General features: G+C 74.2%; 23 protein-coding genes and 1 riboswitch. Of the genes, 12 read left to right on the top strand and 11 right to left on the bottom strand.

The genetic code is table 11. The features are described 5' to 3' along the window. The first annotated feature begins 51 nt into the window (after positions 1-51). Positions 52-148, top strand: a riboswitch (TPP riboswitch). From thiM to thiD, 3 genes are all read left to right on the top strand, one after another. Next, positions 137-1009, top strand: coding sequence for a hydroxyethylthiazole kinase (gene thiM, locus QOL15_RS06495; protein WP_071247410.1), 873 nt, complete (start codon positions 137-139; stop codon positions 1007-1009). (Overlaps the previous riboswitch by 12 nt.) Further along, entirely contained in the window at positions 1006-1767 is a 762-nt protein-coding gene (gene thiE / locus QOL15_RS06490; RefSeq protein ID WP_083393993.1) for a thiamine phosphate synthase, read from the top strand. Before thiM ends, thiE begins: the two co-directional genes overlap by 4 nt. Beyond that, entirely contained in the window at positions 1764-3293 is a 1530-nt protein-coding gene (gene thiD / locus QOL15_RS06485; RefSeq protein ID WP_071247414.1) for a bifunctional hydroxymethylpyrimidine kinase/phosphomethylpyrimidine kinase, read from the top strand. Before thiE ends, thiD begins: the two co-directional genes overlap by 4 nt. Before the next feature lie 14 nt (positions 3294-3307). On the opposite strand, the gene QOL15_RS06480 is transcribed toward thiD, so the two are convergent. The 4 genes from QOL15_RS06480 to QOL15_RS06465 all read right to left on the bottom strand — a co-directional run bounded on the left by QOL15_RS06480 (position 3308) and on the right by QOL15_RS06465 (position 5154). Continuing rightward, on the bottom strand, positions 3308-3811 hold the full coding sequence (locus QOL15_RS06480; protein WP_065965146.1) for a metallophosphoesterase: 504 nt from the start codon (positions 3809-3811) through the stop codon (positions 3308-3310). Positions 3812-3818: 7 nt separating this feature from the next. Continuing rightward, positions 3819-4289, bottom strand: a complete 471-nt coding sequence (locus QOL15_RS06475; protein ID WP_065965143.1) for a MarR family winged helix-turn-helix transcriptional regulator — start codon at positions 4287-4289, stop codon at positions 3819-3821. An 87-nt stretch (positions 4290-4376) separates the two neighbouring features. Further along, positions 4377-4838 carry a VOC family protein gene (locus QOL15_RS06470; RefSeq protein ID WP_071247505.1) on the bottom strand — a complete coding sequence of 154 codons (462 nt, stop codon included), beginning with the start codon at positions 4836-4838 and terminating at the stop codon, positions 4377-4379. A gap of 19 nt (positions 4839-4857) precedes the next feature. Next, positions 4858-5154: a GNAT family N-acetyltransferase gene (locus tag QOL15_RS06465; protein ID WP_065965141.1), complete on the bottom strand. Its 297-nt coding sequence runs from the start codon at positions 5152-5154 to the stop codon at positions 4858-4860. Here QOL15_RS06465 and QOL15_RS06460 point away from each other — a divergent pair. Together QOL15_RS06460 and QOL15_RS06455 are read left to right on the top strand one after the other, a co-directional pair. Then, entirely contained in the window at positions 5153-5920 is a 768-nt protein-coding gene (locus tag QOL15_RS06460; RefSeq protein ID WP_139197486.1) for an NADPH-dependent F420 reductase, read from the top strand. The genes QOL15_RS06465 and QOL15_RS06460 overlap by 2 nt on opposite strands. A gap of 166 nt (positions 5921-6086) precedes the next feature. Beyond that, positions 6087-7748: a hypothetical protein gene (locus QOL15_RS06455; protein ID WP_071247417.1), complete on the top strand. Its 1662-nt coding sequence runs from the start codon at positions 6087-6089 to the stop codon at positions 7746-7748. 16 nt (positions 7749-7764) lie between these two features. Here the strand turns inward: QOL15_RS06455 and QOL15_RS06450 are convergent, their stop codons facing one another. Further along, the gene (locus QOL15_RS06450) at positions 7765-8622 is read right to left on the bottom strand and encodes a LysR substrate-binding domain-containing protein (RefSeq protein ID WP_065965176.1); all 858 of its coding nucleotides are present in this window, start codon (positions 8620-8622) and stop codon (positions 7765-7767) included. A gap of 272 nt (positions 8623-8894) precedes the next feature. Here QOL15_RS06450 and QOL15_RS06445 point away from each other — a divergent pair, with 272 nt between their 5' ends. Beyond that, a complete protein-coding gene (locus QOL15_RS06445; RefSeq protein WP_071247420.1) occupies positions 8895-10220 on the top strand; it encodes an MFS transporter in 1326 nt (441 codons plus the stop codon). Between the two features lie 1110 nt (positions 10221-11330). Here the strand turns inward: QOL15_RS06445 and QOL15_RS06440 are convergent. After that, positions 11331-11984 carry an NAD(P)-dependent oxidoreductase gene (locus tag QOL15_RS06440; protein WP_065965039.1) on the bottom strand — a complete coding sequence of 218 codons (654 nt, stop codon included), beginning with the start codon at positions 11982-11984 and terminating at the stop codon, positions 11331-11333. A 90-nt stretch (positions 11985-12074) separates the two neighbouring features. Here QOL15_RS06440 and QOL15_RS06435 point away from each other — a divergent pair, with 90 nt between their 5' ends. The 3 genes from QOL15_RS06435 (at position 12075) to QOL15_RS06425 (ending at position 14603) form a co-directional block, all read left to right on the top strand. Continuing rightward, positions 12075-12446, top strand: a complete 372-nt coding sequence (locus tag QOL15_RS06435; RefSeq protein ID WP_071247423.1) for a helix-turn-helix domain-containing protein — start codon at positions 12075-12077, stop codon at positions 12444-12446. A gap of 110 nt (positions 12447-12556) precedes the next feature. Further along, a complete protein-coding gene (locus tag QOL15_RS06430) occupies positions 12557-13585 on the top strand; it encodes an NADPH:quinone reductase (protein ID WP_071247426.1) in 1029 nt (342 codons plus the stop codon). A gap of 145 nt (positions 13586-13730) precedes the next feature. Beyond that, complete coding sequence (locus QOL15_RS06425) at positions 13731-14603, top strand: patatin-like phospholipase family protein (RefSeq protein WP_071247429.1); 873 nt, start codon at positions 13731-13733, stop codon at positions 14601-14603. 284 nt (positions 14604-14887) lie between these two features. On the opposite strand, the gene QOL15_RS06420 is transcribed toward QOL15_RS06425, so the two are convergent. After that, on the bottom strand, positions 14888-16081 hold the full coding sequence (locus QOL15_RS06420; protein WP_071247432.1) for an acyl-CoA dehydrogenase family protein: 1194 nt from the start codon (positions 16079-16081) through the stop codon (positions 14888-14890). A 45-nt stretch (positions 16082-16126) separates the two neighbouring features. Here QOL15_RS06420 and QOL15_RS06415 point away from each other — a divergent pair, with 45 nt between their 5' ends. Both QOL15_RS06415 and QOL15_RS06410 read left to right on the top strand, forming a co-directional pair. Beyond that, positions 16127-16765, top strand: a complete 639-nt coding sequence (locus QOL15_RS06415; RefSeq protein WP_071247434.1) for a QsdR family transcriptional regulator — start codon at positions 16127-16129, stop codon at positions 16763-16765. A gap of 85 nt (positions 16766-16850) precedes the next feature. Next, positions 16851-17285, top strand: a complete 435-nt coding sequence (locus QOL15_RS06410) for a thioesterase family protein (RefSeq protein WP_065964133.1) — start codon at positions 16851-16853, stop codon at positions 17283-17285. A gap of 61 nt (positions 17286-17346) precedes the next feature. Here the strand turns inward: QOL15_RS06410 and QOL15_RS06405 are convergent, their stop codons facing one another. The 4 genes from QOL15_RS06405 to QOL15_RS06390 all read right to left on the bottom strand — a co-directional run bounded on the left by QOL15_RS06405 (position 17347) and on the right by QOL15_RS06390 (position 22110). Beyond that, entirely contained in the window at positions 17347-17784 is a 438-nt protein-coding gene (locus tag QOL15_RS06405) for a VOC family protein (protein ID WP_071247437.1), read from the bottom strand. A gap of 77 nt (positions 17785-17861) precedes the next feature. Next, entirely contained in the window at positions 17862-18344 is a 483-nt protein-coding gene (locus QOL15_RS06400; protein WP_253181688.1) for a VOC family protein, read from the bottom strand. Then, positions 18341-18496 (bottom strand): hypothetical protein, encoded by a 156-nt coding sequence (locus QOL15_RS06395; protein WP_175473840.1) that lies wholly within the window; start codon positions 18494-18496, stop codon positions 18341-18343. The genes QOL15_RS06400 and QOL15_RS06395 overlap by 4 nt, the downstream gene beginning before the upstream one ends. A 152-nt stretch (positions 18497-18648) precedes the next feature. Continuing rightward, positions 18649-22110 (bottom strand): proline dehydrogenase family protein, encoded by a 3462-nt coding sequence (locus QOL15_RS06390; RefSeq protein ID WP_071247440.1) that lies wholly within the window; start codon positions 22108-22110, stop codon positions 18649-18651. 81 nt (positions 22111-22191) lie between these two features. Here QOL15_RS06390 and QOL15_RS06385 point away from each other — a divergent pair, with 81 nt between their 5' ends. Further along, positions 22192-23118, top strand: coding sequence for a LysR substrate-binding domain-containing protein (locus QOL15_RS06385; RefSeq protein ID WP_065964127.1), 927 nt, complete (start codon positions 22192-22194; stop codon positions 23116-23118). Positions 23119-23210 lie beyond the last annotated feature (92 nt).

The raw sequence follows: 23210 nt of genomic DNA, 5'->3' as shown, positions 1-23210 counted from the left end.
GACGCTCGCCGACGCCCCTCCCGCAGGGCCCCGGAGCTCGTGTACGGTGACGCTCGAGACACGGGGTGCCGCCACCGGGCGGCTGAGATCACACCCGTCGAACCTGCTCGAGCTCGTACTCGCGAAGGGATCGTCCATGGAGAACGCTGCGCCCTCCCCTGCCTGGGCACACCGCACCGCCGAACTGCTCGAGGCCGTCCGCGCCCGGGCACCGCTCGTGCAGTGCATCACGAACACGGTGGTGCAGAACGTGACCGCGAACGTGCTGCTCGCGCTCGGCGCCTCGGCCGCGATGGTCGACGTGCCGACCGAGGCCGGGCCGTTCGCCCGCGTCGCGGACGCCCTGCTCGTGAACACGGGCACGCCGCACGCGGAGCCGCGGGTCGCGTCCGTCGAGGCCGCCACCGCCGCCGTCGACGCCGGCACCCCCTGGGTGCTCGACCCGGTCGCGGTCGGCTCGCTCCCGGTGCGCACCGCGCTCGCCCGCGAGCTCCTCGCGCTCCGTCCCACGGTGCTGCGCGGCAACGCCTCCGAGGTCCTCGCCGTGCTCGGCGCCTCGGCCGGCGGGCGCGGCGTGGACAGCACGGTCGGCCCCGACGACGCGCTCGCGGCCGCCGTCGCCGCGTCGGACGGGAGGACCGTGGGCGCGCTGGCCGTGTCGGGTCCGGTCGACCTGCTGGTCGCGCCCGGCACCGGGACGGTGCGCGTCGCGAACGGCACGGAACTGCTCACGCGGATCACGGGCGGCGGGTGCGCCCTCGGCGCCGTCGTCGCCGCCTTCACCGCGGTCGCCCCGGACGACCCCGGCGCGGCCGCCGTCGCGGCCACCGTGGTGCACACGGTCGCGGCCGAGCTCGCCGCCCGGGACGCCGGCGGTCCGGGCACGTTCCAGCCGCTCTTCCTCGACCGGCTGGCCGCGCTCACCCCGGACGACGTCGTCCGCGAGGCCCGCGTCACGGTCACGGCCGCCCCGGTCGGTGCCGGCACGACGGACGGCGTCCGGTCGTGACCGCCGACCTCGGCGTGTACCTGGTCACCGACGGGGCGCTCTGCGACCGGCACGGCGTCGGCGTGCTCGGCGTCGTCCGCGCCGCGGTACAGGCCGGCGTCCGGACCGTGCAGGTGCGCGACAAGACGGCCTCGGCACGGGACCTGCTCGCGCTGACCGCGGCCGTCGCCGACGCGGTGGGCGACCGTGCCACGGTGGTGGTCGACGACCGCCTCGACGTCGCGCTCGCCGCCCGGGTCGCCGGACACCGGGTCGCCGGGGTGCACCTCGGACAGTCCGACCTGCCCGTGACGGCCGCGCGGGCGCTCCTCGGCCCGGACGCCCACGTCGGCCTCACCGCGAACACGCCGGCGCACCTGGCCGCCGTCGACCGGCTGCCCCGCGGCACCGTCGACCTGCTCGGCGTCGGGGTCGTGCACCCCACCTCGACGAAGCCCGACCACCCGGCACCGCTCGGCCACGCGGGGGTCGCGCGGATCGCGGCCGCCACCGACGTGCCGTGCGTGGCGATCGGCGGCGTGGGCCTCGACGACGTCCCGGCGCTCCACGCGGCCGGCGTCGCCGGGGTGGCCGTGGTGTCCGGGATCTGCGCGGCGGCCGACCCCGGCGCGGCGGCGGTCGCGTACCTGGCGGCGTGGGCCGGCGTCGCCGACCTCCGCGACGGGGTCGGAGCCGTCCACGGGACGGAGCCGGACCCGACCGCGGGCGGCGATCCGCGCCTCCAGGCCGGTGCCGTGCCGGACGGGGGCCGACGGTGACCCGGCCGACGGTCGCGGGCGGGGACCCGCGTCCGGTCGTGCCGCGCGTGCTGGCGATCGCGGGGACCGACCCGACCGGCGGCGCCGGGCTGCAGGCCGACCTCAAGGCGATCGCGGCGCACGACGGCTACGGGATGGGCGTGGTGACCGCGCTCGTGGCGCAGAACACGCACGGCGTGCGGTCGGTGCACGTGCCCGACGTGCGGTTCCTGCGGGAGCAGCTCGACGCCGTGTCCGACGACGTCGAGGTCGACGCCGTGAAGGTCGGGATGCTCGGCACCGCGGCCGTGGTGCGCGAGGTGACCGCGTGGCTCCGCGAGCACCGGCCGCCGGTGGTCGTCGTCGACCCGGTGATGGTGGCCACGAGCGGCGACCGGCTGCTCGACGAGGACGCCACCGACGCGGTGCGCGCGCTGCTCGGCCTCGCCGACCTCGTGACGCCGAACCGACCGGAGCTCGCCGTGCTGGCGGAGCTCGCCGGGGACGCCGACGCCGCGGACCCGGCGCTCCTCGTCGCGCGGACCTGGGACGTCCGGGTGCTGGCGAAGGGCGGGCACGACGACGGACCGACCGCGGACGACGAGCTCGTGTCGCCGTCCGGCGAGCGGCGGACCTTCTCGGCGCCGCGGGTCGCGACGACGAACACGCACGGGACGGGGTGCTCGCTGTCGAGCGCGGTCGCGACGCTCGCGGCCGCCTCGGGCGACTGGGAGCTCGCGGTCGGCGAGGCGAAGGACTGGCTCGGGCAGGCGCTCGGCGGGGCGGACGCGCTGCGGGTCGGGAGCGGGAACGGACCCGTCGACCACGGTGCCGCCGTGCGCGCGCTGCTGCCGGAGCGGCGGTGGACGGACCGCTGGTGGGCCGACGTCGCGGGGGTGCGCGAGGAGACGCTCGCGACACCGTTCCTGGTCGGGCTGCGGGACGGGTCGCTGCCGGCGGACGTGTTCGCGGGGTACCTGGCGCAGGACGTGCACTACCTGCGGGCGTACCAGGGGCACCTCGAGGCGCTGGCGCGGGCGGCGAGCGGGGACGGGTCGGGGTCGGGGCTGGAGCCGGTGGGGTCGGCGGGCTCGGCCGGGTCCGGGGTGTCGGCGGGGTCGGAGTCCGCCTTCTGGGCGGCTGCGGCGCAGGGCTGCGCGGACGAGGCGCGGGACCTGCACCACCGTCGGCTCGCCGGCACGCACGCGGACGACCCGGTGCACCCCGTGTGCGCCGGGTACCTCGCACACCTGCAGCGGGCGGCCGACACCGGCTCGGCGGCGGTGCTGGCCGCCGCGGTCCTGCCGTGCTTCCGGGTCTACGCCTGGGTCGGGACGCAGCTCGGCCGGGCGCCGGAGGGGCACCCGTTCGCCGACTGGCTCGGAGCGTACGGCGACCCGGGGTTCGCGGCGGCCTCGGCGGGGGCGACGGACCGGGTCGAGCGGCACGCGGTCGCGGCGAGCGCCGAGGAGCGCGGCCGCATGGCCCGGGCGTTCCGGGTGTCGACGGCGTGGGAGCTCGCGTTCTTCCGCATGCCGACGGGCTGATCCGTCGGCACGCGTCAGCGCGGCGGCAGCCGCACGAGCTCGACGGACAGGTCGGCGCCGGACACCGTGCCCCGCATCCACGTGTGGTGCGGCTGCCGGCGCCGGTCGGTCGGCGACCCGGGGTTGAGCAGCCGCATCCCCGACGGGGCGACGGTGTCCCACGGGATGTGCGAGTGACCGAAGACGAGCACGTCGGTGTCCGGGTACGCCGCGTCCGCTCGGCGCTCCCGGCCCGTCGACGCGCCGGTCTCGTGCACGAGGGCCCAGCGCAGGTCCTCGACCGCGAAGCGCGCCACGAGGGGCAGGCGGTCGTCGAACTCCGGGCCGTCGTTGTTGCCGCGGACGCCCGCGAACCGCCGCGCACGCCCCTGCACCGCGTCGAGGGTCGCCAGGTCGACCCAGTCCCCCGCGTGCACCACGAGGTCGGCGGCGTCCACGTCCGCCCAGAGGCCCGGGGGCAGGTCCTTGGCGCGCTTCGGCAGGTGGGTGTCTGAGAGCAGGACGAACGACGTCGTCACCGGCGGCTCACGACTCCGCGCGTCCGGGCATCGGCAGCCCGGCCTCGTCCGCGGCGCCGAGCCGTTCGAGCAGGCCGGCGAGCAGTGCGACGTCGTCGTCGGACCACTCGGCGAGCCGCTCCTCGAGTGCGTCGCGGTGCAGGCGCACCGACCGTTCGAGGGCGGTCCGTCCGGCCTCGGTGGCCTCGAGCGGCTTGGCGTTGCCCGAGCCGCCGTCGGTGGTCCGCACGAGCCCGGCCGCGAGGAGCCCGGAGAGCTGCCGCGAGATCGTCGACCGGTTCAGGCGCAGGTAGCGGGCGATGTCGATCGCCATGCACCCGGGGTGCTGGACGACGAAGTCGACGAGGGACTGGTCGACGATGCTGAGGACCTCGTCGTCACCGCGCGCCCGGATGCTCGCGCGTCGGGTGATGCGCGAGAGCTCGGTGTACGCGCGGCCGATCGAGGCGTCTCGGAGGTCGGGCCCGGGGCTGCTCATCGCGGTCTCCAGCCTGTCGCTGACGGCGCCGGCCGCTCGGCGCCGTTCGGTCCCGTCACCCTACCGGCGACCATCTCCGACGATCCCTCAGCGACCCGCCGCCGCGGCGTGCAGCGCGGGGATGTCGAGCTTCACCATGTCGCGCATCGCGGCGAACACCCGGGCGTTCGCCTCCGGGTCACCGTTCCCGGTCATCAGGTCGCCCATCATCGACGGCGTGACCTGCCACGACAGACCCCACCGGTCGACGAGCCACCCGCACGCGACCGGCTTCCCGCCGTCCGCGAGCAGGGCGTCCCAGACGCGGTCGAGCTCCTCCTGGGTGTCGACGTCGACCTGGAAGGACACCGCGTCGGTGTGCGGGTGCCCGGGGCCGCCGTTCATCGCGCGGTAGGGCCGGCCGAGCAGCGTGAACTCGACGACGAGCGCGGTGCCGTCGGGCGTCCGGGCGACGCTGTCGACCCGACTGTCCGGGAACAGGCTCGTGTAGTGCTCCGCGGCCTCCTCGGCCTGGTCGTCGTACCAGAGGAACGGGGTGATGGACGGCATCGTCGCCTCCCGGTCGGGCTCAGTCCGCGGCACTGCGGCTGAGCAGGGGTGCCTTGTCGGGGTGCTCGTCGAACCACTTGCCGACGAACCAGCACATCGGGACGATGCGCTTCGTGGTGCGGCGCTCGACGTCGGCCACGGCGTGCTCGACGAGCTCCGCCGCGTAGCCGTGTCCGCGGTGCGCCGGCACCGTGTACGTGTGCGGGAACGACACCGCGTCCTCGCCGACCCGGTAGTCGAGCACGCTCACGAGCACGCCGTCGACGTACATCGCGTAGCGGTCGCGGTCGGTCTCGTCGCGGAACTCGTGGGCCATGCGGCCATCATGCCCCTCACCCCGCCGTCGATGTCGCAGCGTCGGCGACCGGACGGCCCCACCGGACACCGCGGCCCGCTCGCGGGAATGGCGAGGCGCTCGTCCTGTTGCACCCCGCATGACAGTCATCGGCATCATCGGAGCAGGCAACATCGGATCCCAGCTCGCACGCCTCGCGGTGCAGCACGGCCACCAGGTCGTCATCGCGAACTCGCGCGGACCGGAGACGCTGCAGGACCTCGTGGCGGAGCTCGGCGACGGCGCCCGCGCTGCCACCCGCGACGAGGCGGCGTCGGCCGGCGAGGTCGTCGTGGTCACCACCCCGCTCGCGGCGATCGAGACCATCCCCGTCGAACCGCTCGTCGGCAAGGTCGTCATCGACACGAACAACTACTACCCGCAGCGCGACGGACACATCGCGCAGCTCGACGACGAGACCACGACGACCGCCGAGCTCCTGCAGGACCACCTGCGCGGCGCGCACGTCGTCAAGGCGTTCAACCACATCGGAGCCGACGCGCTCACCGGCGACGCCTCACCGGCCGGCACCCCGGACCGTCGTGCCCTCGTGGTCGCCGGTGACGACGAGGACGCCAAGCGCACCGTGGCCGCGATCATCGACGAGTTCGGCTTCGACGTCGTCGACGCCGGGCCGCTCGCCGAGGGCTGGCGCATCCAGCGGGACACCCCCGGCTACGGCCCCCGCTTCACGGCGGACGAGCTCCGCGGCAAGCTCGCCGAGGCGAAGCGCTACCGGGACCAGTAGCCGGCCCGGCACCGCACACCGAGGGCGGTCCTCCCCAGCGTCACGGCGCGGCGGAGGACCGCCCTCGTGCGTCCCGGCATCACCGACGACCCCGGAACTGGGGCTCGTCCGAGACCATGCGTCCGGATAGAACTGACGATGGATCAGACAACGCGAAGGAGCACGAGTGGCGTCGCACCGCATGTCGGACCGGGACCGGCCCCGCCGCCCGGTCCCCGCCTGGGTCACCGCTCCGCCCCTCGACGAGGTCGCGTCCGGCACGTCCCCGGCACCCGGCCTGGAGGCCCGCCCCACCCCCGGTGGACCGGCCCGCCCCTCCGGTGCCCTCGCGGTGACCGCCGTCGTCACCACCGCCCCGGCCGTCACGTCCGGCGCCCCGGTCGACGCCCCGGCCCGCGACGGTTCCGCGCCGCACGCCGTGCTGTCCGGTCCCGCGCACACCGCTCCTGCCCTGGCCGGCACGGTCCCGGTCGGCGCCGCCGTCTCCGCGCACCTGCCGTCCGGCACCGGTCCGTCCGTCGTGCACGCCGTGCCGACCGCGATCGACGCAGCGGACGGTCCCGCCGCTCCGCACGGGACGGTCGCGTCGAGCGGATGGCCGGTCCCCGTTACCTCCGAGGCGTCCGTCCGGGGCGCCGGTCCGGCCAGCCCGGCGAGCGACCTGGCTGCCCTCGCCGGAGCGGCGCCGGGTGCGCTGCCCTCGGCCGACGACGTGGTCGTCCCGGACTTCCCGCCGCAGCAGGACCTCCTGCCGCCGGCCCCGACCTCGCCCGCGGTGCGGGTCCCGCCCACCGACAGCGTCCCGGTCGCACCGGGTCCGGCACGGGAGCGCTCGGCACCGGCTCGTGCGGCGACGGCGGCACCGGTCCCGGTCGCCGTGCCCGACAGCGGGCTCGACCCCGCGGTCGGCCGACCGCGGTTCTCGGTCCCCGGCCTCGAGCACGTCCTCGTGGAGGGCACCGAACCGGAGCCGACCGGGCCGATCGGCTACCGCACCCCCGCACGCTTCGCCCGACAGCAGGCCCCCATCGCGCCGCAGGCCCCGCGCGACCAGCAGCAGTCGGCGCCGTCCTTCGAGGCCGTCCTCGCTCCCCCGACGAGCACCCCGACCACGGCCGACACCGCACCCGACGGCGGCGCGGCGCACCGGAGCGTGCCGCACACGGACGCGTCCGGTGCCCTCGGAGCGGCGGTCCCCGGCGACGAGGACGGCCTCTCCGTCGCGACGATGCCCCTCGAGACGATCGACCTGCCCGAGAGCGAACGTGCGGCGCGGTCCGCTCGACCCCGACGAGGGCGTGGACGGTCCGGGCCACGGGCCGGCCGGACGTCCGCTCCCGAGGCGCGCAGCCGGGCCCTCGGTGCGCGCGCGGGAGCGGTTGGCCACCCGTCCACCGGTGACCACGCGAGCACCGGTGACCGTCCCGGCCACGCGGGCCGGACCGACGGACGTGCACCGCGCCTCCCGGCCGGTTCCGCGACCACGCGCACCGACCGGCGGCCCGCGGTCTCGCCGACCACGGGCGGCCTGCTCGGTGCCCTGACCGGCGGCGCGACCCTCGCGCTCGCCGCGTGGTGGTTCACCGCGCCGGCGACCGTGCACGCGACGGGGATCGCCCTCGGGATCGTCGCGCTCGTGCTGTCGACGACCGTCCTGCGGGACCCGACCACGACGTGGCAGCGGCCGCTCGCCCTCCTCGGTGCCGTGCTCGGCGGGGTCGGGACGCTCGTGCTGCTCTGGGCCCTCGCGGCGGCGCTGCTCGGTGCTGGTGGGATCGCGCTGCCGGACGTGACCGGGACCGGCGTCGTGCCGGGCGTCGCCCCGTAGGGCGGAGCGCCCGCCGTCAGACCGCGCGGACGACCCCGCGCGAGGTGATCGCGTTCGTCAGGGCCTCGATCGGCTCGCGCTGCACCGTCGGGTTCGCGATGAGCACGTAGTCGACGGCCGGCAGGTCCGGCAGCGCGAGCCGCTGCGAGACCTTCACCAGGTCGGCGGGGATGAGCGAGTGCGGGAACACCGCCACCCCGATCCCGGCCCGGACCGCGGCCAGGACCCCGTTCACGTCACGCGTGTTGCAGGTGATCCGCCAGGTGCGACCGGCCGCCTCGAGGGCGTCGATCGCCATCTGCCGGCTGATGCTCGGGGCCTGGTACGCGATGAGCGGGACCGGTTCGCCGGGCTCGAGCGCGATGCCGTCCTGCGCCATCCACACCATCTGGTCGGTCGCGACGCGGGTGCCCTCGGCCGACTCCCCCGCGGTCTGCTTGATGAACACGAGGTCGAGCTGCCCGGCGTGCACCCGGCGCAGGAGCGGGGCGGACTGGTTCACCGTGAGCTCGAGGTTCACCTGCGGGTGCAGGCGCCGGAAGTCCCGGAGGATCCGCGGGAGCTGCGTGATCGCGAGGTCGTCGGCCGCGCCGAACCGGAGCCGACCGCGGGTGGCCGCCCCCGAGAAGTACGCGTCAGCCGTGGCGTGGGCCGCGAGGATCGTCCGGGCGAAGCCCGCCATCGCGTCGCCGTTGTCGGTGAGCGCGACCCCACGGGTGTCCCGGGCGACGAGGGTGCGCGACACCGCGGTCTCGAGCCGCCGCACGTGCTGGGAGACGGTCGGCTGGCTGATGCCGAGGCGCTGACCGGCGACCGTGAAGCTCCCGGTCTCGGCGACCGCGAGGAAGGTCTGCAACAGGACGGGGTCGAGCACGGGGGCTCCATCTGGTCGGGAGGGTGGGTCGAGGTCGCTCAGGTCGGGCGGCGCTGGTCGGCGGTGCGCCGGTCGTTGCGTTCCGCGATGGCCGGCGCTGGTCGACGCTGCGCCGGTCGTTGGGTTCCGCGATGGCCGGCGCTGGTCGACGCTGCGCCGGTCATTGCGTTCCGCAATGGACTGATAGTCACCATACGGGGATCGAATGGGCCGCGGTGACGTAGTTTCGAACGGGTACGAATCCGCCCCCGACGATCCGGAGCCCCACCACCGTGAGTGCGTCACCGACGACCCTCCCTCCCCCCACCGAACCCCTCCCGATCCAGGCCGAACGGCCGCCGTGGCGCCACACCCTCATCGCGCTCTCCGTCCCGAACTTCCGCCTGTTCACGGCGACGAACCTCGTGGCGATGACCGCGGGGTGGATGCAGCGCATCGCGCAGGACTGGCTCGTGCTCCAGCTCACCGGGTCGGTCGCGCAGGTCGGCATCACGGTCGCGTGCCAGTTCGCGCCGATGCTGTTCTTCGGGCTCTGGGGCGGCGTGCTCGTCGACCGGTTCTCGAAGCGTGCGCTGATGATGATCACGCAGGGGGCGTTCGCGGTGCTGTCCGCCCTGCTCGCCGTGCTCACCCTGACCGGGGTGGTGGAGGCGTGGCACATCTGGGTGATCGCGTTCCTCGTCGGCATGGTGACCGTGATCGACAACCCCGCGCGCCAGGTGTTCGTCACCGAGATCGTGGGGCACCAGCACCTCCGCAACGCCATCAGCGTCAACTCGAGCGTGTTCCAGCTCGGCGGCATGATCGGGCCGGCGCTCTCCGGCGCCCTGCTCGTCGCGGTCGGGGCCGGGTGGTCGTTCGGCGTCAACGCGACCGCGTGCGTCGCCGTGGTGGTGACGCTCGGGTTCCTGCGGGTGTCCGAACTGCACCGGACACCGCCGGCTCCCCGCACGAAGGGACAGCTCGTCGAGGGGCTCCGCTACGCCGTGCGGAAGCCGACCATCCTGGTGCCCGTCGTGCTCATGGTGTTCTTCTCGGTGTTCGCCCTGACCATGCCCGTGCTGCTGTCGGCGTTCGCGTCGAAGGTCTACGACGTCGGCGCCGCGGGCTACGGCGCGTTCAACTCGGCCGTCGCGGTCGGTGCCCTGGTCGGTGCGCTGCTGTCGACCCGTCGAGCGGTGGTGCGGCTCCGCACGATCGTCGGCGGGGTGTTCTGGACCGGGGTCCTGCTCGTGGTGTCCGGCTCGATCCCGGTGATCGCGCCGTTCACGGTCGCGCTCGTCGCGGTCGGGATGTCGCAGCTGCTGTTCATGACCGCCTCGAACTCGCTCGTGCAGTTGTCCTCGAACGTGGCGATCCGCGGCCGAGTGATGTCGCTGTACGTCCTCGTGCTGCTCGGCGGGCAGGCGATCGGCGGCCCGCTGATGGGTCAGGTCGTGGACCACTTCGGCGCCCACGTCGGCATGGTCGTCGCCGGGGGCGTCCCGGCAGCGGCGGCGGTCGTCGTGGGGCTCGTCCTCGCCCGGCGGGGCGGTCTGCACCTCGCCGTGCGGATGCGCCACCACCTGCCGATGCCCGCGATCGTCGGGCAGCGGTAGGGCGGCGCGCGGTCGCGGCGCGCGCGGCGGGCGGCACGGCGCCGCGGGCGCGATCGCCGCGCGCGGTCGCGCTGGCCGGGGCGGGCGCACAACGGGAAGCACGTCGCGCCACGGAATCACGTGGCGCGACGTGCTTTGCGTTGTGCGGGAGCAGCCCGCACCACACGTCGGCCGGGAGGCCCGTGGCCGGGCCGCCACGAGCCTCCCGTCCGACGCGCGGCGGCCCGACCGGCCGCGCGAGCGGGCGCGGCGCAGCCGCCGTGCGCGCGGCGCACAAGCGGAGGCACGTCGCACCACGGGATCACGTGGCGCGACGTGCTTTGCGTTGTGCGGCAGCAGCCCGCACCACACGTCGGACGGGAGGCACGTGGCCGGGCCGCCACGGGCCTCCCGGCGGACGCGGGACGGACCGACCGGCCGCGCGAACGGGCACGGCGCAGCCGCCGTGCGCGCCGCGCACAACGGGAAGCACGTCGCGCCACGGAATCACGTGGCGCGACGTGCTTTGCGTTGTGCGGGAGCAGCACGCACCACACGGCGGACGGGAGGCCCGTGGCCGGGCCGCCACGAGCCTCCCGTCCGACGCGCGCCTCCCGGCCGACACGGGGCGGACCGACCAGCCGCGCGAACGGGCACGGCGCAGCCGCCGTGCACACGACGCACAACCAGGAGCACGTCGCACCACGGAATCACGTGGCGCGACGTGCCTCCCGTTGTGCGGGAACAGCACGCACCACACGGCGGACGGGAGGCGCGGGGCCAGGCCGCCACGCGCCTCCCGGCGGACGCGGGACGGACCGACCGGCCGCGCGAGCGGGCGCGGCGCAGCCGCCGCGCGAGCGGGCGCGGCGCAGCCGCCGTGCGCGCGGCGCACAACCGCGGGCACGTCGCACCACGGGATCACGTGGCGCGACGTGCCTCCCGTTGTGCGGGAGCAGCACGCACCACACGTCGGCCGGGAGGCGCGGGGCCAGGCCGCCACGCGCCTCCCGGCCGACACGGGGCGGCCCGACCACGAAGAGCACGCCGCACCACGCTGATGCGTGGTGCGGCGTGCTCTCGACTGTGCGCGGGCGCTGCGCGCCACGGTTTCCCGCGGCGCGCCGTGCCTCAGTACGCGACGCCGAAGCGGGCGCGGTGGTGCGCCGGGCGCTCGACCTCGTCGACGATCGCGATGGCGTAGTCCTCGCCGGAGATGTCCGAGTTGCCGTCGGCGTCGGTGAGCAGCAGGTCGTCCGTGGTGCGGTAGGTGCCCTTCCGCTCGCCGGGGTTCCAGCTGCCGAACGCCGCCGCCGGGCTCACGTAGAACCAGTCGACGTCGCCCGTGTAGGCGCCCGACCGCAGCCCCTCGAGGATCTTGCCGTGGCTCTTCGCCTCCGGCTTGACCTCGTCCGGGAACTCGGCGGTGTCGACCAGCGCCGGGCCACCCTCCGCGACGAGCAGCGAGCCGGCGCCGCCGACGATGCCGAGGCGTGCGCCGGCAGCCGCGGCCGCGTCGACGAAGTGCTGGAACTTGTCCTTGAGCTCGCTGCCGTCGGCCTGGACCGCCTGCAGCGAGACGATGACGACGTCGGCGCCCTTCGTCACGTCCGCGACGAAGTCGGCGTCGAAGGCGTCGCCCTGCGCGAGGGTCAGGCCCTCGGCGGCGTCGAGCTTCGAGGTGTCGCGCGCGACGGCGGTGACGGCGATCCCGCGGGACAGGGCCTCGCGGACGATGGCGGAGCCGGCGTAGCCGGTGCCGCCGAAGACGACGATGTTGGTCATGAGTGTCCTTCCGTGACTGGTGATCCCGACCGTACTCGCGTTACTCTCTTCTGGGAAGTAGGCACCTGATGGTGCGTAACGGAGGATGCGATGTCAGCGCTCGAGTACAGCCCCTACGCCGCGGACTGCCCGTCGCGGCAGCTCCTCGACCGGATCGGCGACCGGTGGAGCGTGCTCACGATCGGGTCCCTCGTGGACGGTCCCCAGCGGTACTCGACGCTCGCGGCGCGGGTGCAGGGCGTGTCGCAGAAGATGCTGGCGCAGACCCTCCGTGCGCTCGAGCGGGACGGCCTCGTCACCCGGACGGTGTTCCCCGAGATCCCGCCACGGGTGGAGTACGAGCTCACCGAACGCGGCCGCTCTCTCCGCACGGTGCTCGCGCCGCTCGAGGACTGGGCGACCGACCACATGGCCGACGTGCAGGAGTCACGCGACGAGTACGACGCGCGCACCCCGCACTGAGCGGCACCGGTCGCGCGCCGCACGGAACGGCGCGCGACACGCCGCGCACCAGCGCACCGCGCTGAACGCCACCGGGACGACCCCGCACCCCGCGGTGGTTGCCTGGACACATGCGATCCATCGTCTACACGAAGCCCGGTGACAGCAGCGTCCTCGACCTGGTCGACCGCGAGGTCCCCCAGCCCGGCCCCGGCGAGGTCCGCGTCCGCGTCGTCGTCTCCGGCGTCAACCCCACCGACTGGAAGGCCCGCGCCGGCGGCACGTACGGCGACGGCCTGCCCTTCCCCGAGATCACCCCGAACCAGGACGGCGCCGGCGTGGCCGACGCCGTGGGCGAGGGCGTCGAGGACCTCGCCGAGGGCGACCGCGTCTGGCTGTACATGGCCGCCGCGAGCCGCCCGACCGGCACCGCGCAGGAGTACACGGTCGTCCCCGCCGCACGGGCCGTCCGTCTGCCCGAGGGCACGAGCTTCGACGTCGGCGCCTCGCTCGGCGTCCCCGCGATGACCGCCCACCGCGCCCTCACCACGCACGAGCACGGCCCCTCGCGCCTGTCCCCCGGTGCACTCGCGGGCCGCACGGTCCTCGTCGCCGGTGGCGCCGGAGCCGTCGGGCACGCCGCCGTCCAGCTCGCGCGCTGGGCCGGGGCGACCGTCGTCACGACGATCAGCTCCGACGCCAAGGCCGCCCTCGCGACCGCCGCCGGCGCCCACCACACGGTGAACTACCGCGACGAGGACGCCGCCGCCCGCATCCGCGAGATCGCCCCCGGCGGCGTCGACATCGTCGTCGAGGTGTCGATCCCGCAGAACGCCGACCTGGTCGCGGACGTCCTGGCGAACCACGGCGTCGTCTCGATCTACGCGAACAACGGCGGCGACCACGCGACCCTGCCGATCCGTCCGAACATGAGCGTGAACGCCCGCTACCAGTTCCTGCTGCTCTACACGATCGGCGACGACGCGCTGACGGCAGCCGCCGAGGACGTCACCGCGGCCCTCCGCGACGGTGTGCTCCCCGTCGGCGAGGACGCCGGCCTGCCGCTCGTGCGCTTCGCGCTCGAGGACACCGCCGCCGCCCACGACGCGGTCGAGGGCGACGCGGTCGGCAAGGTCCTCATCGACGTCGCGTCGGACTGACCCCGCAGCTCTCGCGAGACGGGGCCGGTCCGCGCCGGACCGGCGGTGACGGGTCGGCCGAGCCGACACAGGACGGACGGGAGGATCGTGGCGGGCCCGCCACGATCCTCCCGTCCGTCCTTCCCCCACCTGGTAAGCAGGTCGAATGAGCGAACTCGCCACCCCAGCCCCCGGTACCCGCGCACTCGTCCTGGGCGGTGGCGGCGTCGCCGGCATCGCGTGGGAGGTCGGGGTCCTGTCCGCGCTGCAGGAGGCCGGGGTCGACCTCGACGCGGCGGACCTGGTGGTCGGGTCGAGCGCCGGCAGCGTCGTCGGGACGTTCGTCCGGTACGGCGCGGTCGCGCCCGCGTACGAGCAGCTGCACGCGCCGGTGCCCTCCACCTACGAGGAGCCGGCGCCGATCGCGGGCGAGGACTTCCAGGAGCGCCTCGCGCAGGTGCTGGCCGGCTCGACCTCGGAGCAGGACGCCCGCGCCCGGCTCGGCGCCGTCGCGCAGCAGGTCGTCACCGGGCAGACCGACGAGGAGCGCATCGCGACCTTCGCCGAGACCCTGCCCGGGACCGAGTGGCCGGAGAAGCCGCTCGGGGTCACGACGATCGACGCCACCGACGGCACGTTCAAGGTGCTCACCGCGACGACCGGCGTGCCCCTGACGCGTGCCGTGGCGGCGAGCTGCTCGGTGCCGTTCGTGTGGTCGCCCGTGCACATCGACGGGGTGCCGCACATCGACGGCGGGCTCCGCTCGGCCACGAACGCCGACGTCGCCGCCGGGCACGAGCGCGTGCTCGTCGTGGCGTGCGGGCCCGAGGGTGCATCGCCGCTCGGACCGTGGCTCGACGTCGCGGTCGAGTCCCTGCGCGCGGGCGGCAGCTCGGTCGAGGTGATCGTCGCGGACAGTGCGTCGCAGCACGCGTTCGGCGCGAACTCGTTGTCGCTGTCGACCCAGGCACCGGCGTCCGTCGAGGGGCGGCGGCAGGGGGCGGGGGTCGCGGAGGCGATCGCGGCGTTCTGGGCCTGAGCTACGGGCGGGGGTAGCGGGCCGGGCGGGGTAGCGGGCGGTGTCGCGTGGTGGGGTGCCGCTGCGGAACGACATCGCCGCTGTCGTACGACGTCCACGATGACGCCTCCACCGCTCGGGCTTTCGTGCGCGCGCATGATGCGACATCGCGGCTGTCGTACGACGTCGGAGATGACGCACGCAGCGCCCGGCGGTCGGTGCGTGCGCATGATGCGACACCGCCGCTGTCGTCCGACAGCGGCGGTGTCGCCCAGCAGCGGCGGACGCGAGACGCACCCGCCCCGCTACACGAACGCGGCCTGGCCCGTGATCGCCCGGCCCACGATGAGCGTGTTCACCTCGCGCGTGCCCTCGTACGAGTAGATCGCCTCGGCGTCGGCGAAGAACCGCGCGACGCCCTTGTCGAGGACGATGCCGTTGCCGCCCTGGACCTCGCGGCACCAGCCGACGGTCTCCCGCATCCGAGCGGTCGCGAACGCCTTCGCCATCGCGGAGTGCTCGTCGCCGCCGATGCCCTCGTCCTGCATCTGCGACGCGCGCGTGCACAGGGCGATCGACGCGGTGATGTTCGCGAGGGACTTCACGAGGAGGTCCTGCACCATCTGGTGGGACGCGATCGGCTTCCCGAACTGGACGCGCTCGCGGGCGTAGTCGAGCGCCGCCTCGTAGGCGCCGACCGCGATGCCGATCGCCTGCCAGGCCACCTCGGTGCGGGTGAGGCGCAGGACCTCGGCGGTCGCCCGGAACGAGTTCGCGCGCTGGAGCCGGCGCGACTCGGGCACCCGCACGCCCTGCATGACGATGTCGGCGTTCTGCACCCCGCGCAGGGCGATCTTGTCCTCGATCTTCGTCGCGGTGAAGCCTGGGGTGTCCGTGGTGACGAGGAAGCCCTTGACCTGCTCGTCGGCGACGTCCTTCGCCCAGATCACGACGACGTCCGCGAAGGTCGCGTTGCCGATCCAGCGCTTCTCGCCGTCGAGGACCCACGTGTCGCCCTCGCGTCGCGCGGTCGTGCGGAGCCCGCGGGCGGAGTCGCTGCCGGAGAGCGGTTCGGTCAGGCCGAAGGCACCGACGACCTCGCCGGTGGCCATGCGCGGCAGCCACTCGCGCTGCTGCTCGTCACTGCCGCCGACCGCGATCGAGTTCATGGCCAGACCGGACTGCACGCCGATGAACGTCGCGACGCTGGCGTCCACGCGCCCGAGCTCGAGGGCCGCCCAGCCGCGGTACACGGCCGAGTTCTCGAACTGCCGCACGAGCGGGATGCTCGGGCCGTACATGCCGAGTTCCGCGAGCGGCGCGATGGTCTGCCGCGGGAACTCCGCCCGGGCCCAGTACTCGTCGGCGATCGGACGGACCTCGGCCTCGAGGTACGCACGGAGCTCACCGAGCGAGGCGCGCTCACGCTCCGTCAGGCCGTCCTGGAACCGGTAGAAGTCGGATTCGAGGAGGGGGGTCACCACGGACGTCGTTGACATACCTCCGAGCGTGCATCATTCTCGAAAACGTTGCAAGGGAGGATCGTGCCTTCACAGGAACGCACAGCACACGACACGGCAGCGCTCGGGGCGGCGCTCGTCCCGAGCGCGCTCACCACCAGACTGGAGGCCCATCCCGAGTCACGACGCGCGTTCCGTTCCGCGCGGCGCACCTTCATCGCCGGCTCACGGATCGACATGGGGTCGCTGGCGTCCTCGCTCGGGGTCGACCGCACGTCGTTGTTCCGCTGGGTCGGCAACCGCGACCAGCTCCTCTCGGAGATCCTGTGGTCCCTCGCCGTCCCCACGCTCGACGCGGCGTCCCGCGCGGCGACCGACCTGACCGGGGCCGCCAGGATCGCGGCCGTGCTCGACCACTTCACGGCGGACCTGATCGAGGCGCCCTACTTCCGGACCTTCCTGACGCGCGAGCCCGCGCGGGCGCTCCGACTGCTCACCACCACGGACAGCGACGTGCAGCGGCGGTTCGTCGCCGTCGTCACCGCGCTCGTGCAGGAGGAGCACGACCACGGGGCGTTCGACCCCGCGCCGCTGACGGCCGAGGAACTCGCACGGCTGCTCGTCCGCATCTCGGAGTCGTTCACGTACGCCGACCTGATCAGCGGCGACCGACCCGACCCCCGCCGGGCACGCACGACCTTCGAGTACGTGCTGCGCCCGTGAGCCCGACCGGTCCGACGCGCCCACGAGGTCCTGCGCCCACACCGAGGTCGGCGCGAGAGGATGGCAGACGAAGGAACGGAGTTCGATGACCCTCGACGAGTACCCCTTCCACCGCACCTACCCCACGCGGTGGAACGACAACGACATGTTCGGCCACGTCAACAACACGATCTACTACAGCGCGATGGACAACGCGTCGACGTACTGGTTCCGTGAGGAGGCCGGGCTCGACCCGTTCTCGTCGGACTGGATCGCGGTGCTCGTGACGTCCAGCTGCCACTTCGTCGAGTCCGCCGTCTGGCCGGACGTGATCGAGGTCGGCATGCGCTCGAAGCGCATCGGGAACACCAGCCTGACGTGGGAGTTCGGCCTGTTCCGGCAGTCCGACGGCACCCTGCTCGCCACCGGCGAGTTCGTGCACGTCATCATCGACCGCGAGGGGGCCCGTCGGCCGATGCCCGTGCCGCCGGAGCTCCGCACGCTCGTCGCGGACACGATGGCGGTCCCGGTCGACGCCTGAGCGCCGATGCGCGACACCCGGCGGGGACGCAGGCCGCGCCTCCCCTGCCGGGTGCGGGACGTCACTTCTGGGCGGCGAGCTCCAGGTTGATGTCGTCCGGGTCCTGCACGGACAGGATCACCATGCCGGCGTCGCCGAGGTCGGTCACCTCGCCGTGGTCGACCCCGGCGGCGTCGAGGCGCTCGGCGGCGGCGTGCAGCTCGTCGACCGAACCGACGACGAAGCTCACGTGGTCGAGCCCGACCGTGTCCGGGTCGAAGCGCTGGCCGCTCGGTGCGACCGGACGCAGGCCGAAGAGCTGCTCGCCGACCGGGAAGATGCACCCGCCGTACAGGCGCTCCCGGTCGTCGGCGATGCCGGGCTCGTCGATGTGCTCGCTGAAGTCCATCGCCGGCGCCGTGCCGAACAGCTGCTCGTAGAAGGCCTTGCTGCGGTGGATGTCGGTGACGGTGACCCGCACGTGGGCGAGGCCGAGGGGCTGGACGATCTGGTCGGTCATGGTGCCGAGCCAACGCGCGGGCCCTGGGCGGCGACGGGGTGAGCGCGGCTACCGGCCAACGGGCGACCCGTGCCGGATCAGGCGGCGGACGGCCTCGGCGCGGTGAGCTCGAGGTTGATGTCGTCCGGGTCCTGGAGCGACAGGACGACGACGCCGAACGGTTCGAGGTCGGTCACTGCGCCGTGCTCGATCCCGGCGGCGTCGAGGCGTTCGACGGCCCGGTGCAGGTCGTCGACGCTCCGCACACGCAGGCTGAGGTGGTCGAGGCCGACGCGGTCCGGGTCGAACCGGTCCCCCGGAGCCGCGACGGGACGCAGGCCGAGTGTCTGTCCCTGGAAGGTGAACGAGCAGCCGCCGTACGTGCGCCACGGGTCGTCGTGGATCGTCGGGTCGTCGATCTGGTCGCTGAAGTCGCTCCCGGGCGGCCTGCCGAGGAGCTGTTCGTAGAAGGCCTTGCTCCGCCGGATGTCGGTCACGGTGAGCCGGACGTGCGCGAAGCCCTGCGGGTCGACGATGCCGTCCGTGCCCGCACCACCGGCGGCCGACGCCGTCCCGCTCACCGGAACCCGGCGCCGTCGAGCATGTGGTGCGGGACCCCGTGGCCGCCGCACCGGTCGCGGCGACGGGTGCCGCGCAGGACGTCGCGGACGTGGTCGCCGCAGCCGGTCCACGAGATCTTGCCGCACACGGGGCACTGGACGGACTCGCACATGACGCCGACGGTACGCAGCCGTGGTCCGGACCGGTCCGGGAACGCGCGACCGGTACGGACAATGGACAGTCGGGACGTCCGGACCTCGGTGGGACGAACCGGGAACGGCCCCCGACCGAGGTCGGGGGCCGTTGCCGGTCGGGCTCGTCGACCTAGATCAGGTCGTCGGTGAGGTGGTTCGGCGTCCCGAAGCGGTGCGCCGTGATCGACACCGCCTGCTCGCGGAGGAACGGCAGCAGTTCGATCCGACCGGCCTCGGTGACGGGTCCGCCGTACACGGCCACGTCGGGCCGACCGCCCACGGCACGGGTGAGTTCCGCGGCGTCCCCACCGACGAGCCGCACGCGCGTGGACGACCCGGCGGCGATGCGCTTCGCGAACGCGGCATCGCTCACGCTCTCGGCAACGGACCGCACCACGGGGAGCGCCCGCACGGCTGCCGCGACCGCCGTGGGCAGACCACCGGCGACGGACACGTCGACGGTGGTCCCGGCGCGGAGCGCCGCCGCCACGACCCGCACGAGCGCGGGCACGTCGTCGTCGGCCAGGCGCACGTGGACGCCGGGGAAGGGCAGGTAGCGCGCGACGTTCCGCTCGGCCGACAGCGCGGACACGTCGACCGCGGTGCCGAACAGCGTCGACCACGCGTGCTCGTCGGACGCGACGGCGCGCTCGAGCGAGGCGCTGTCCAGCCCCGCGGCGCGGACGAACTCCCGCACGGCACGGCTCGCCGGGACCCCCGCGGAGGCCTCGCGCGGCGTCCAGGACCCGAGACCGAGCAGGTAGTTCAACCCGCCCGCCTTGGTCCCGGCACCGACCGCCGACTTCTTCCACCCGCCGAACGGCTGGCGGCGCACGATCGCGCCGGTGATGCCGCGGTTGACGTAGAGGTTGCCTGCCTCGATCCGGTCGAGCCAGGTGCCGATCTCACGGGGGTCGAGCGAGTGCAGGCCCGACGTCAGTCCGTAGTCGACCTCGTTCACGATCGCGATCGCCTCGTCGAGGGTCTTCGCCGTCATGATGCCGAGGATCGGACCGAAGTACTCGGTGCGGTGGAACGCCGACCCGCGGGCCACGCCGTCGCGGACGCCCGGGCTCCAGAGCCGGCCGGTTTCGTCGAGCTTCCGCGGCGCGACCGCCCAGGACTCGCCGGCGCCGAGCGTGGTCAGGCCCTCGAGGAGCTTGCCGGCGGCGGGCTCGATGACCGGGCCCATCTGCGTCGTCGGGTCGGTCGGGTGGCCGACGGTGAGCGACGACACGGCGTCGAGCAGCTGCGACCGGAACCGACGCGACGTCGCGACCGAGCCGACGAGGACGACCAGGGACGCAGCGGAGCACTTCTGCCCGGCGTGCCCGAACGCGGACGCGACGACGTCCTTCACGGCCAGGTCGAGGTCGGCCGACGGTGTGACGATGATCGCGTTCTTGCCCGAGGTCTCGGCGAGCAGCGGCAGGTCGGGGCGGAACGACCGGAACAGCTCGGCCGTCTCGTAGGCGCCGGTGAGGATCACGCGGTCGACCTGCGGTGCCGTGATGAGCTGCTGACCGAGCTCGTCCTCCGCCACCTGCACGAACGCGAGGACGTCCGCGGGCGCACCGTGCGCGTCGAGCGCGGTCTCGATGATCGAGGCGAGCACCGCACCCGAACGTTCGGCGGGCGGCGCGGGCTTCAGCACGACGGCGGACCCGGCGGCCAGGGCGGCGAGCGTCGACCCCGCGGGGATCGCGACCGGGAAGTTCCACGGCGGCGTGACGAGGGTCAGCGCAGCCGGCGTGAACGCGGCACCGTCGACGTCGTCGAGCTGCGCCGCGAGTTCACCGTAGAAGTGCGCGAAGTCGATCGCCTCGGAGACCTCGGGGTCGGCCTGGTCGATGGTCTTGCCGGCCTCGGCCGCCATGACCTCGACGAGTGCGGCCCGGTTCGCCTCGAGCGCGTCGCCGACGGCGTGCAGGACCGCGCCGCGCGCGGCACCGGACCAGGTCCCCCAGGTCGCACCGGCGGTGCGCACGCGGTCGAGGACCGACGTGAGCTGCTCGGCGGCGGTGATCCGGGCCTCCTGGACGCCGCGCTCGCCGAGCGTCGACGAGGCGACCCGGCCGGTGATGCCGGCGCCCCACTCGCGGATCGCGGCGACCGACGGGTCGCTGTCCGGGGTGTTCTCGAAGTGGCCCGGCCGGGGGCGCTCGACGGCCGCGTAGCGGTCGGCGACGCGGTGCGGGGCCGGCGCGTCGAGGCCACCGGGCTCGCCGAGCGGGACGAGGGAGTCGCGGAAGCGGGACTCCTCACGGGCGAAGAGCTCGGGCGAGGACGCGAGCGAGAACACCGCCGACATGAAGTTGTCGTGCGACGCACCCTCCTCGAGGCGGCGGATGAGGTACGCGATCGCGACGTCGAACTCACCGGGGTGCACGACCGGCGTGTAGAGCAGCAGGGACCCGACGGTCCGGCGGACGGCCTCGGCCTGCCCCTGGGCCATGCCGAGCAGCATCTCGAACTCGATGCCGTCCCGGACCCCGCGTTCCCCGGCGAGCAGCCAGGCGTGGGCGACGTCGAACAGGTTGTGCCCCGCGACACCCACGCGGACGTTCGCGATGCGCTCGGGCGTCAGCGCCCAGTCGAGCACCCGCTTGTAGTTCGTGTCGGAGTCCTGCTTGGTGTGCCACGTCGCGAGGGGCCAGCCGTGCACGGACGCCTCGACCTGCTCCATCGGCAGGTTCGCGCCCTTGACGAGCCGGACCTTGATGTCGGCCCCGCCCCGGGCACGACGGGCGGCGGACCACTCCTGCAGGTGCTGCATCGCGGCGAGCGCGTCGGGCAGGTACGCCTGCAGGACGATGCCGGCCTCGAGCGCGGTGAACTCGGGCTCGTCGAGGAGCTTCGTGAAGACCGCGATCGTCAGGTCGAGGTCCTTGTACTCCTCCATGTCGAGGTTGATGAACTTCGCCGGGCTCGACGCGGCCGCACGGCGGAACAGCGGGCGGAGCTTGGCGATGATGTCCTCGACGGCGTGGTCGAAGGCCCACGGCGAGTGCGGGTGCACGGTCGACGAGACCTTGATCGACACGTAGTCGACGTCGTCGCGGGCGAGCAGGCGCTCGGTGCCCTCGAGCCGCCGGGCCGCCTCCTTCTCGCCGAGCACGGCCTCGCCGAGCAGGTTGACGTTGAGGCGGACGCCCTCGCGCTTGATCTTCGCGATGGCCGGCCCGAGCTTGGCGTCGGTGGCGTCGACGATGAGGTGCCCGACCATCTCGCGGAGCACACGGCGGGCGATCGGCACGACGACGTTCGGCAGCACGGGCGCCATGCCGCCACCGAGCCGGACGAGCCCGCGGAGCGCCGCGGGCAGGAACCCGGGGGCGTCGGGTGCGATCGCACGCAGCCGCCGGGCCGCGACGCCGAGGTCCTCGGGGCGGACGACACCGTCGACGAAGCCGACCGCGAACGCCAGGCCCTTCGGGTCGGCGAGCACGCCCGCGAGCTGCTTGGCGGAGCCGTCGGCCGGGTACGTCTCCGCCTCGGCCAGCCACTGCCGGACCAGCGCGACGGACTGGTCCGCCAGGTCGTCGTGCGGGGTCGGAGCGGCGTCGGTGTCGCGTGCCTGGAGGTCGGTCATGGGATCAGTGTGGAGTTCCGGAAGCGTAAGCGGAAGCAACTCCTGCTGACGCGTACCGTTCAGTCCTGCTACTGTTCCGTCGTGCTCGACGTCCGCCGTCTCGTGCTCCTCCGGGAACTCTCGATCCGGGGCACCGTCGCCGCCGTGGCCGGTGCGATGAACTTCACCCCCTCGGCGGTCTCGCAGCAGCTCGCGGTGCTCGAGCGGGAGGCCGGCGTGCAGCTCCTGCGACGCTCCGGTCGGCGGCTGCAGCTCACCCCGCAGGCCGAGGTCCTCGTGGCCGCGGCGGGCGAGGTGCTCGACGTGCTCGAACGCGCACAGGCCAGCGTGGAGTCGACCCTGACGTCCGTGCAGGGCCGCGTGCGCGTCGCCGTCTTCCAGTCCGCAGCCCTCGCCCTGATGCCGACGGCACTCCGCACGATGGCGCTGGAGCACCCCGACGTCCGGGTCGAGATGGTGCAGCGCGAGCCGGAGACGGCGCTGAACGAGACCTGGGCGCGGGACTTCGACATGGTGATCGCCGAGCAGTACCCGGCGCACGCGGCACCGCGCTTCCCCGGGCTCGACCGTCGCGACCTCACCACCGACTCGGTCCGGCTCGCGCTCCCGCCCGTCGACGTCTGCCTGGTACCGCTCAGCGACGACGACCCCGGCGTCGCCCTGCTCGACGCCGCGGACATGCCGTGGGTGATGGAGCCCCGCGGGGCCGCGTCCCGGCACTTCGCTGAGCAGACCTGCCGCCGCGCCGGCTTCGAACCGGACGTCCGCTACGAGACCGCCGACCTGCAGGCGCAGATCCGCCTGATCGAGTCGGGGAACGCGGTCGGCCTGATGCCGGACCTCGTCTGGGCGGGTCGATCGACGTCCTGCCGGCTCCTCGACCTGCCCGACCCGGCACGCCGCACGATCTTCACGGCCCAGCGGATGTCGAGCGCGGACTCGCCCGCCGTGACGGCCCTCCGGGCAGCCCTCGAGGGCGCGGCGAGCGTCCAGCGCGACCACGCGTGAGGCCCTGCCGCCCCGCCGTTGCCGGATCGTGACCCGACGTCGGTGAGATCGGTCGCCGTGCTGCACACCTCCAGGTGAGGAGCCACCACGGC

Source organism: Curtobacterium sp. MCBA15_012, from assembly GCF_001864935.2.
GTDB lineage: Bacteria > Actinomycetota > Actinomycetes > Actinomycetales > Microbacteriaceae > Curtobacterium.
This window is presented reverse-complemented; position numbering and strand designations above follow the sequence as displayed.

What these genes read in the sequence shown, in the direction of transcription:
- QOL15_RS06395 (WP_175473840.1), bottom strand. Translation starts at nt 18,496, where the DNA reads ATGTGCGAGTCCGTCCAGTGCCCCGTGTGCGGCAAGATCTCGTGGACC.
- QOL15_RS06435 (WP_071247423.1), top strand. Translation starts at nt 12,075, where the DNA reads ATGTCAGCGCTCGAGTACAGCCCCTACGCCGCGGACTGCCCGTCGCGG.
- QOL15_RS06410 (WP_065964133.1), top strand. Translation starts at nt 16,851, where the DNA reads ATGACCCTCGACGAGTACCCCTTCCACCGCACCTACCCCACGCGGTGG.
- QOL15_RS06425 (WP_071247429.1), top strand. Translation starts at nt 13,731, where the DNA reads ATGAGCGAACTCGCCACCCCAGCCCCCGGTACCCGCGCACTCGTCCTG.
- QOL15_RS06465 (WP_065965141.1), bottom strand. Translation starts at nt 5,154, where the DNA reads ATGGCCCACGAGTTCCGCGACGAGACCGACCGCGACCGCTACGCGATG.
- QOL15_RS06420 (WP_071247432.1), bottom strand. Translation starts at nt 16,081, where the DNA reads ATGTCAACGACGTCCGTGGTGACCCCCCTCCTCGAATCCGACTTCTAC.
- thiM (WP_071247410.1), top strand. Translation starts at nt 137, where the DNA reads ATGGAGAACGCTGCGCCCTCCCCTGCCTGGGCACACCGCACCGCCGAA.
- QOL15_RS06440 (WP_065965039.1), bottom strand. Translation starts at nt 11,984, where the DNA reads ATGACCAACATCGTCGTCTTCGGCGGCACCGGCTACGCCGGCTCCGCC.
- QOL15_RS06475 (WP_065965143.1), bottom strand. Translation starts at nt 4,289, where the DNA reads ATGAGCAGCCCCGGGCCCGACCTCCGAGACGCCTCGATCGGCCGCGCG.
- QOL15_RS06405 (WP_071247437.1), bottom strand. Translation starts at nt 17,784, where the DNA reads ATGACCGACCAGATCGTCCAGCCCCTCGGCCTCGCCCACGTGCGGGTC.
- QOL15_RS06390 (WP_071247440.1), bottom strand. Translation starts at nt 22,110, where the DNA reads ATGACCGACCTCCAGGCACGCGACACCGACGCCGCTCCGACCCCGCAC.
- QOL15_RS06430 (WP_071247426.1), top strand. Translation starts at nt 12,557, where the DNA reads ATGCGATCCATCGTCTACACGAAGCCCGGTGACAGCAGCGTCCTCGAC.
- QOL15_RS06460 (WP_139197486.1), top strand. Translation starts at nt 5,153, where the DNA reads ATGCGGCCATCATGCCCCTCACCCCGCCGTCGATGTCGCAGCGTCGGC.
- QOL15_RS06470 (WP_071247505.1), bottom strand. Translation starts at nt 4,838, where the DNA reads ATGCCGTCCATCACCCCGTTCCTCTGGTACGACGACCAGGCCGAGGAG.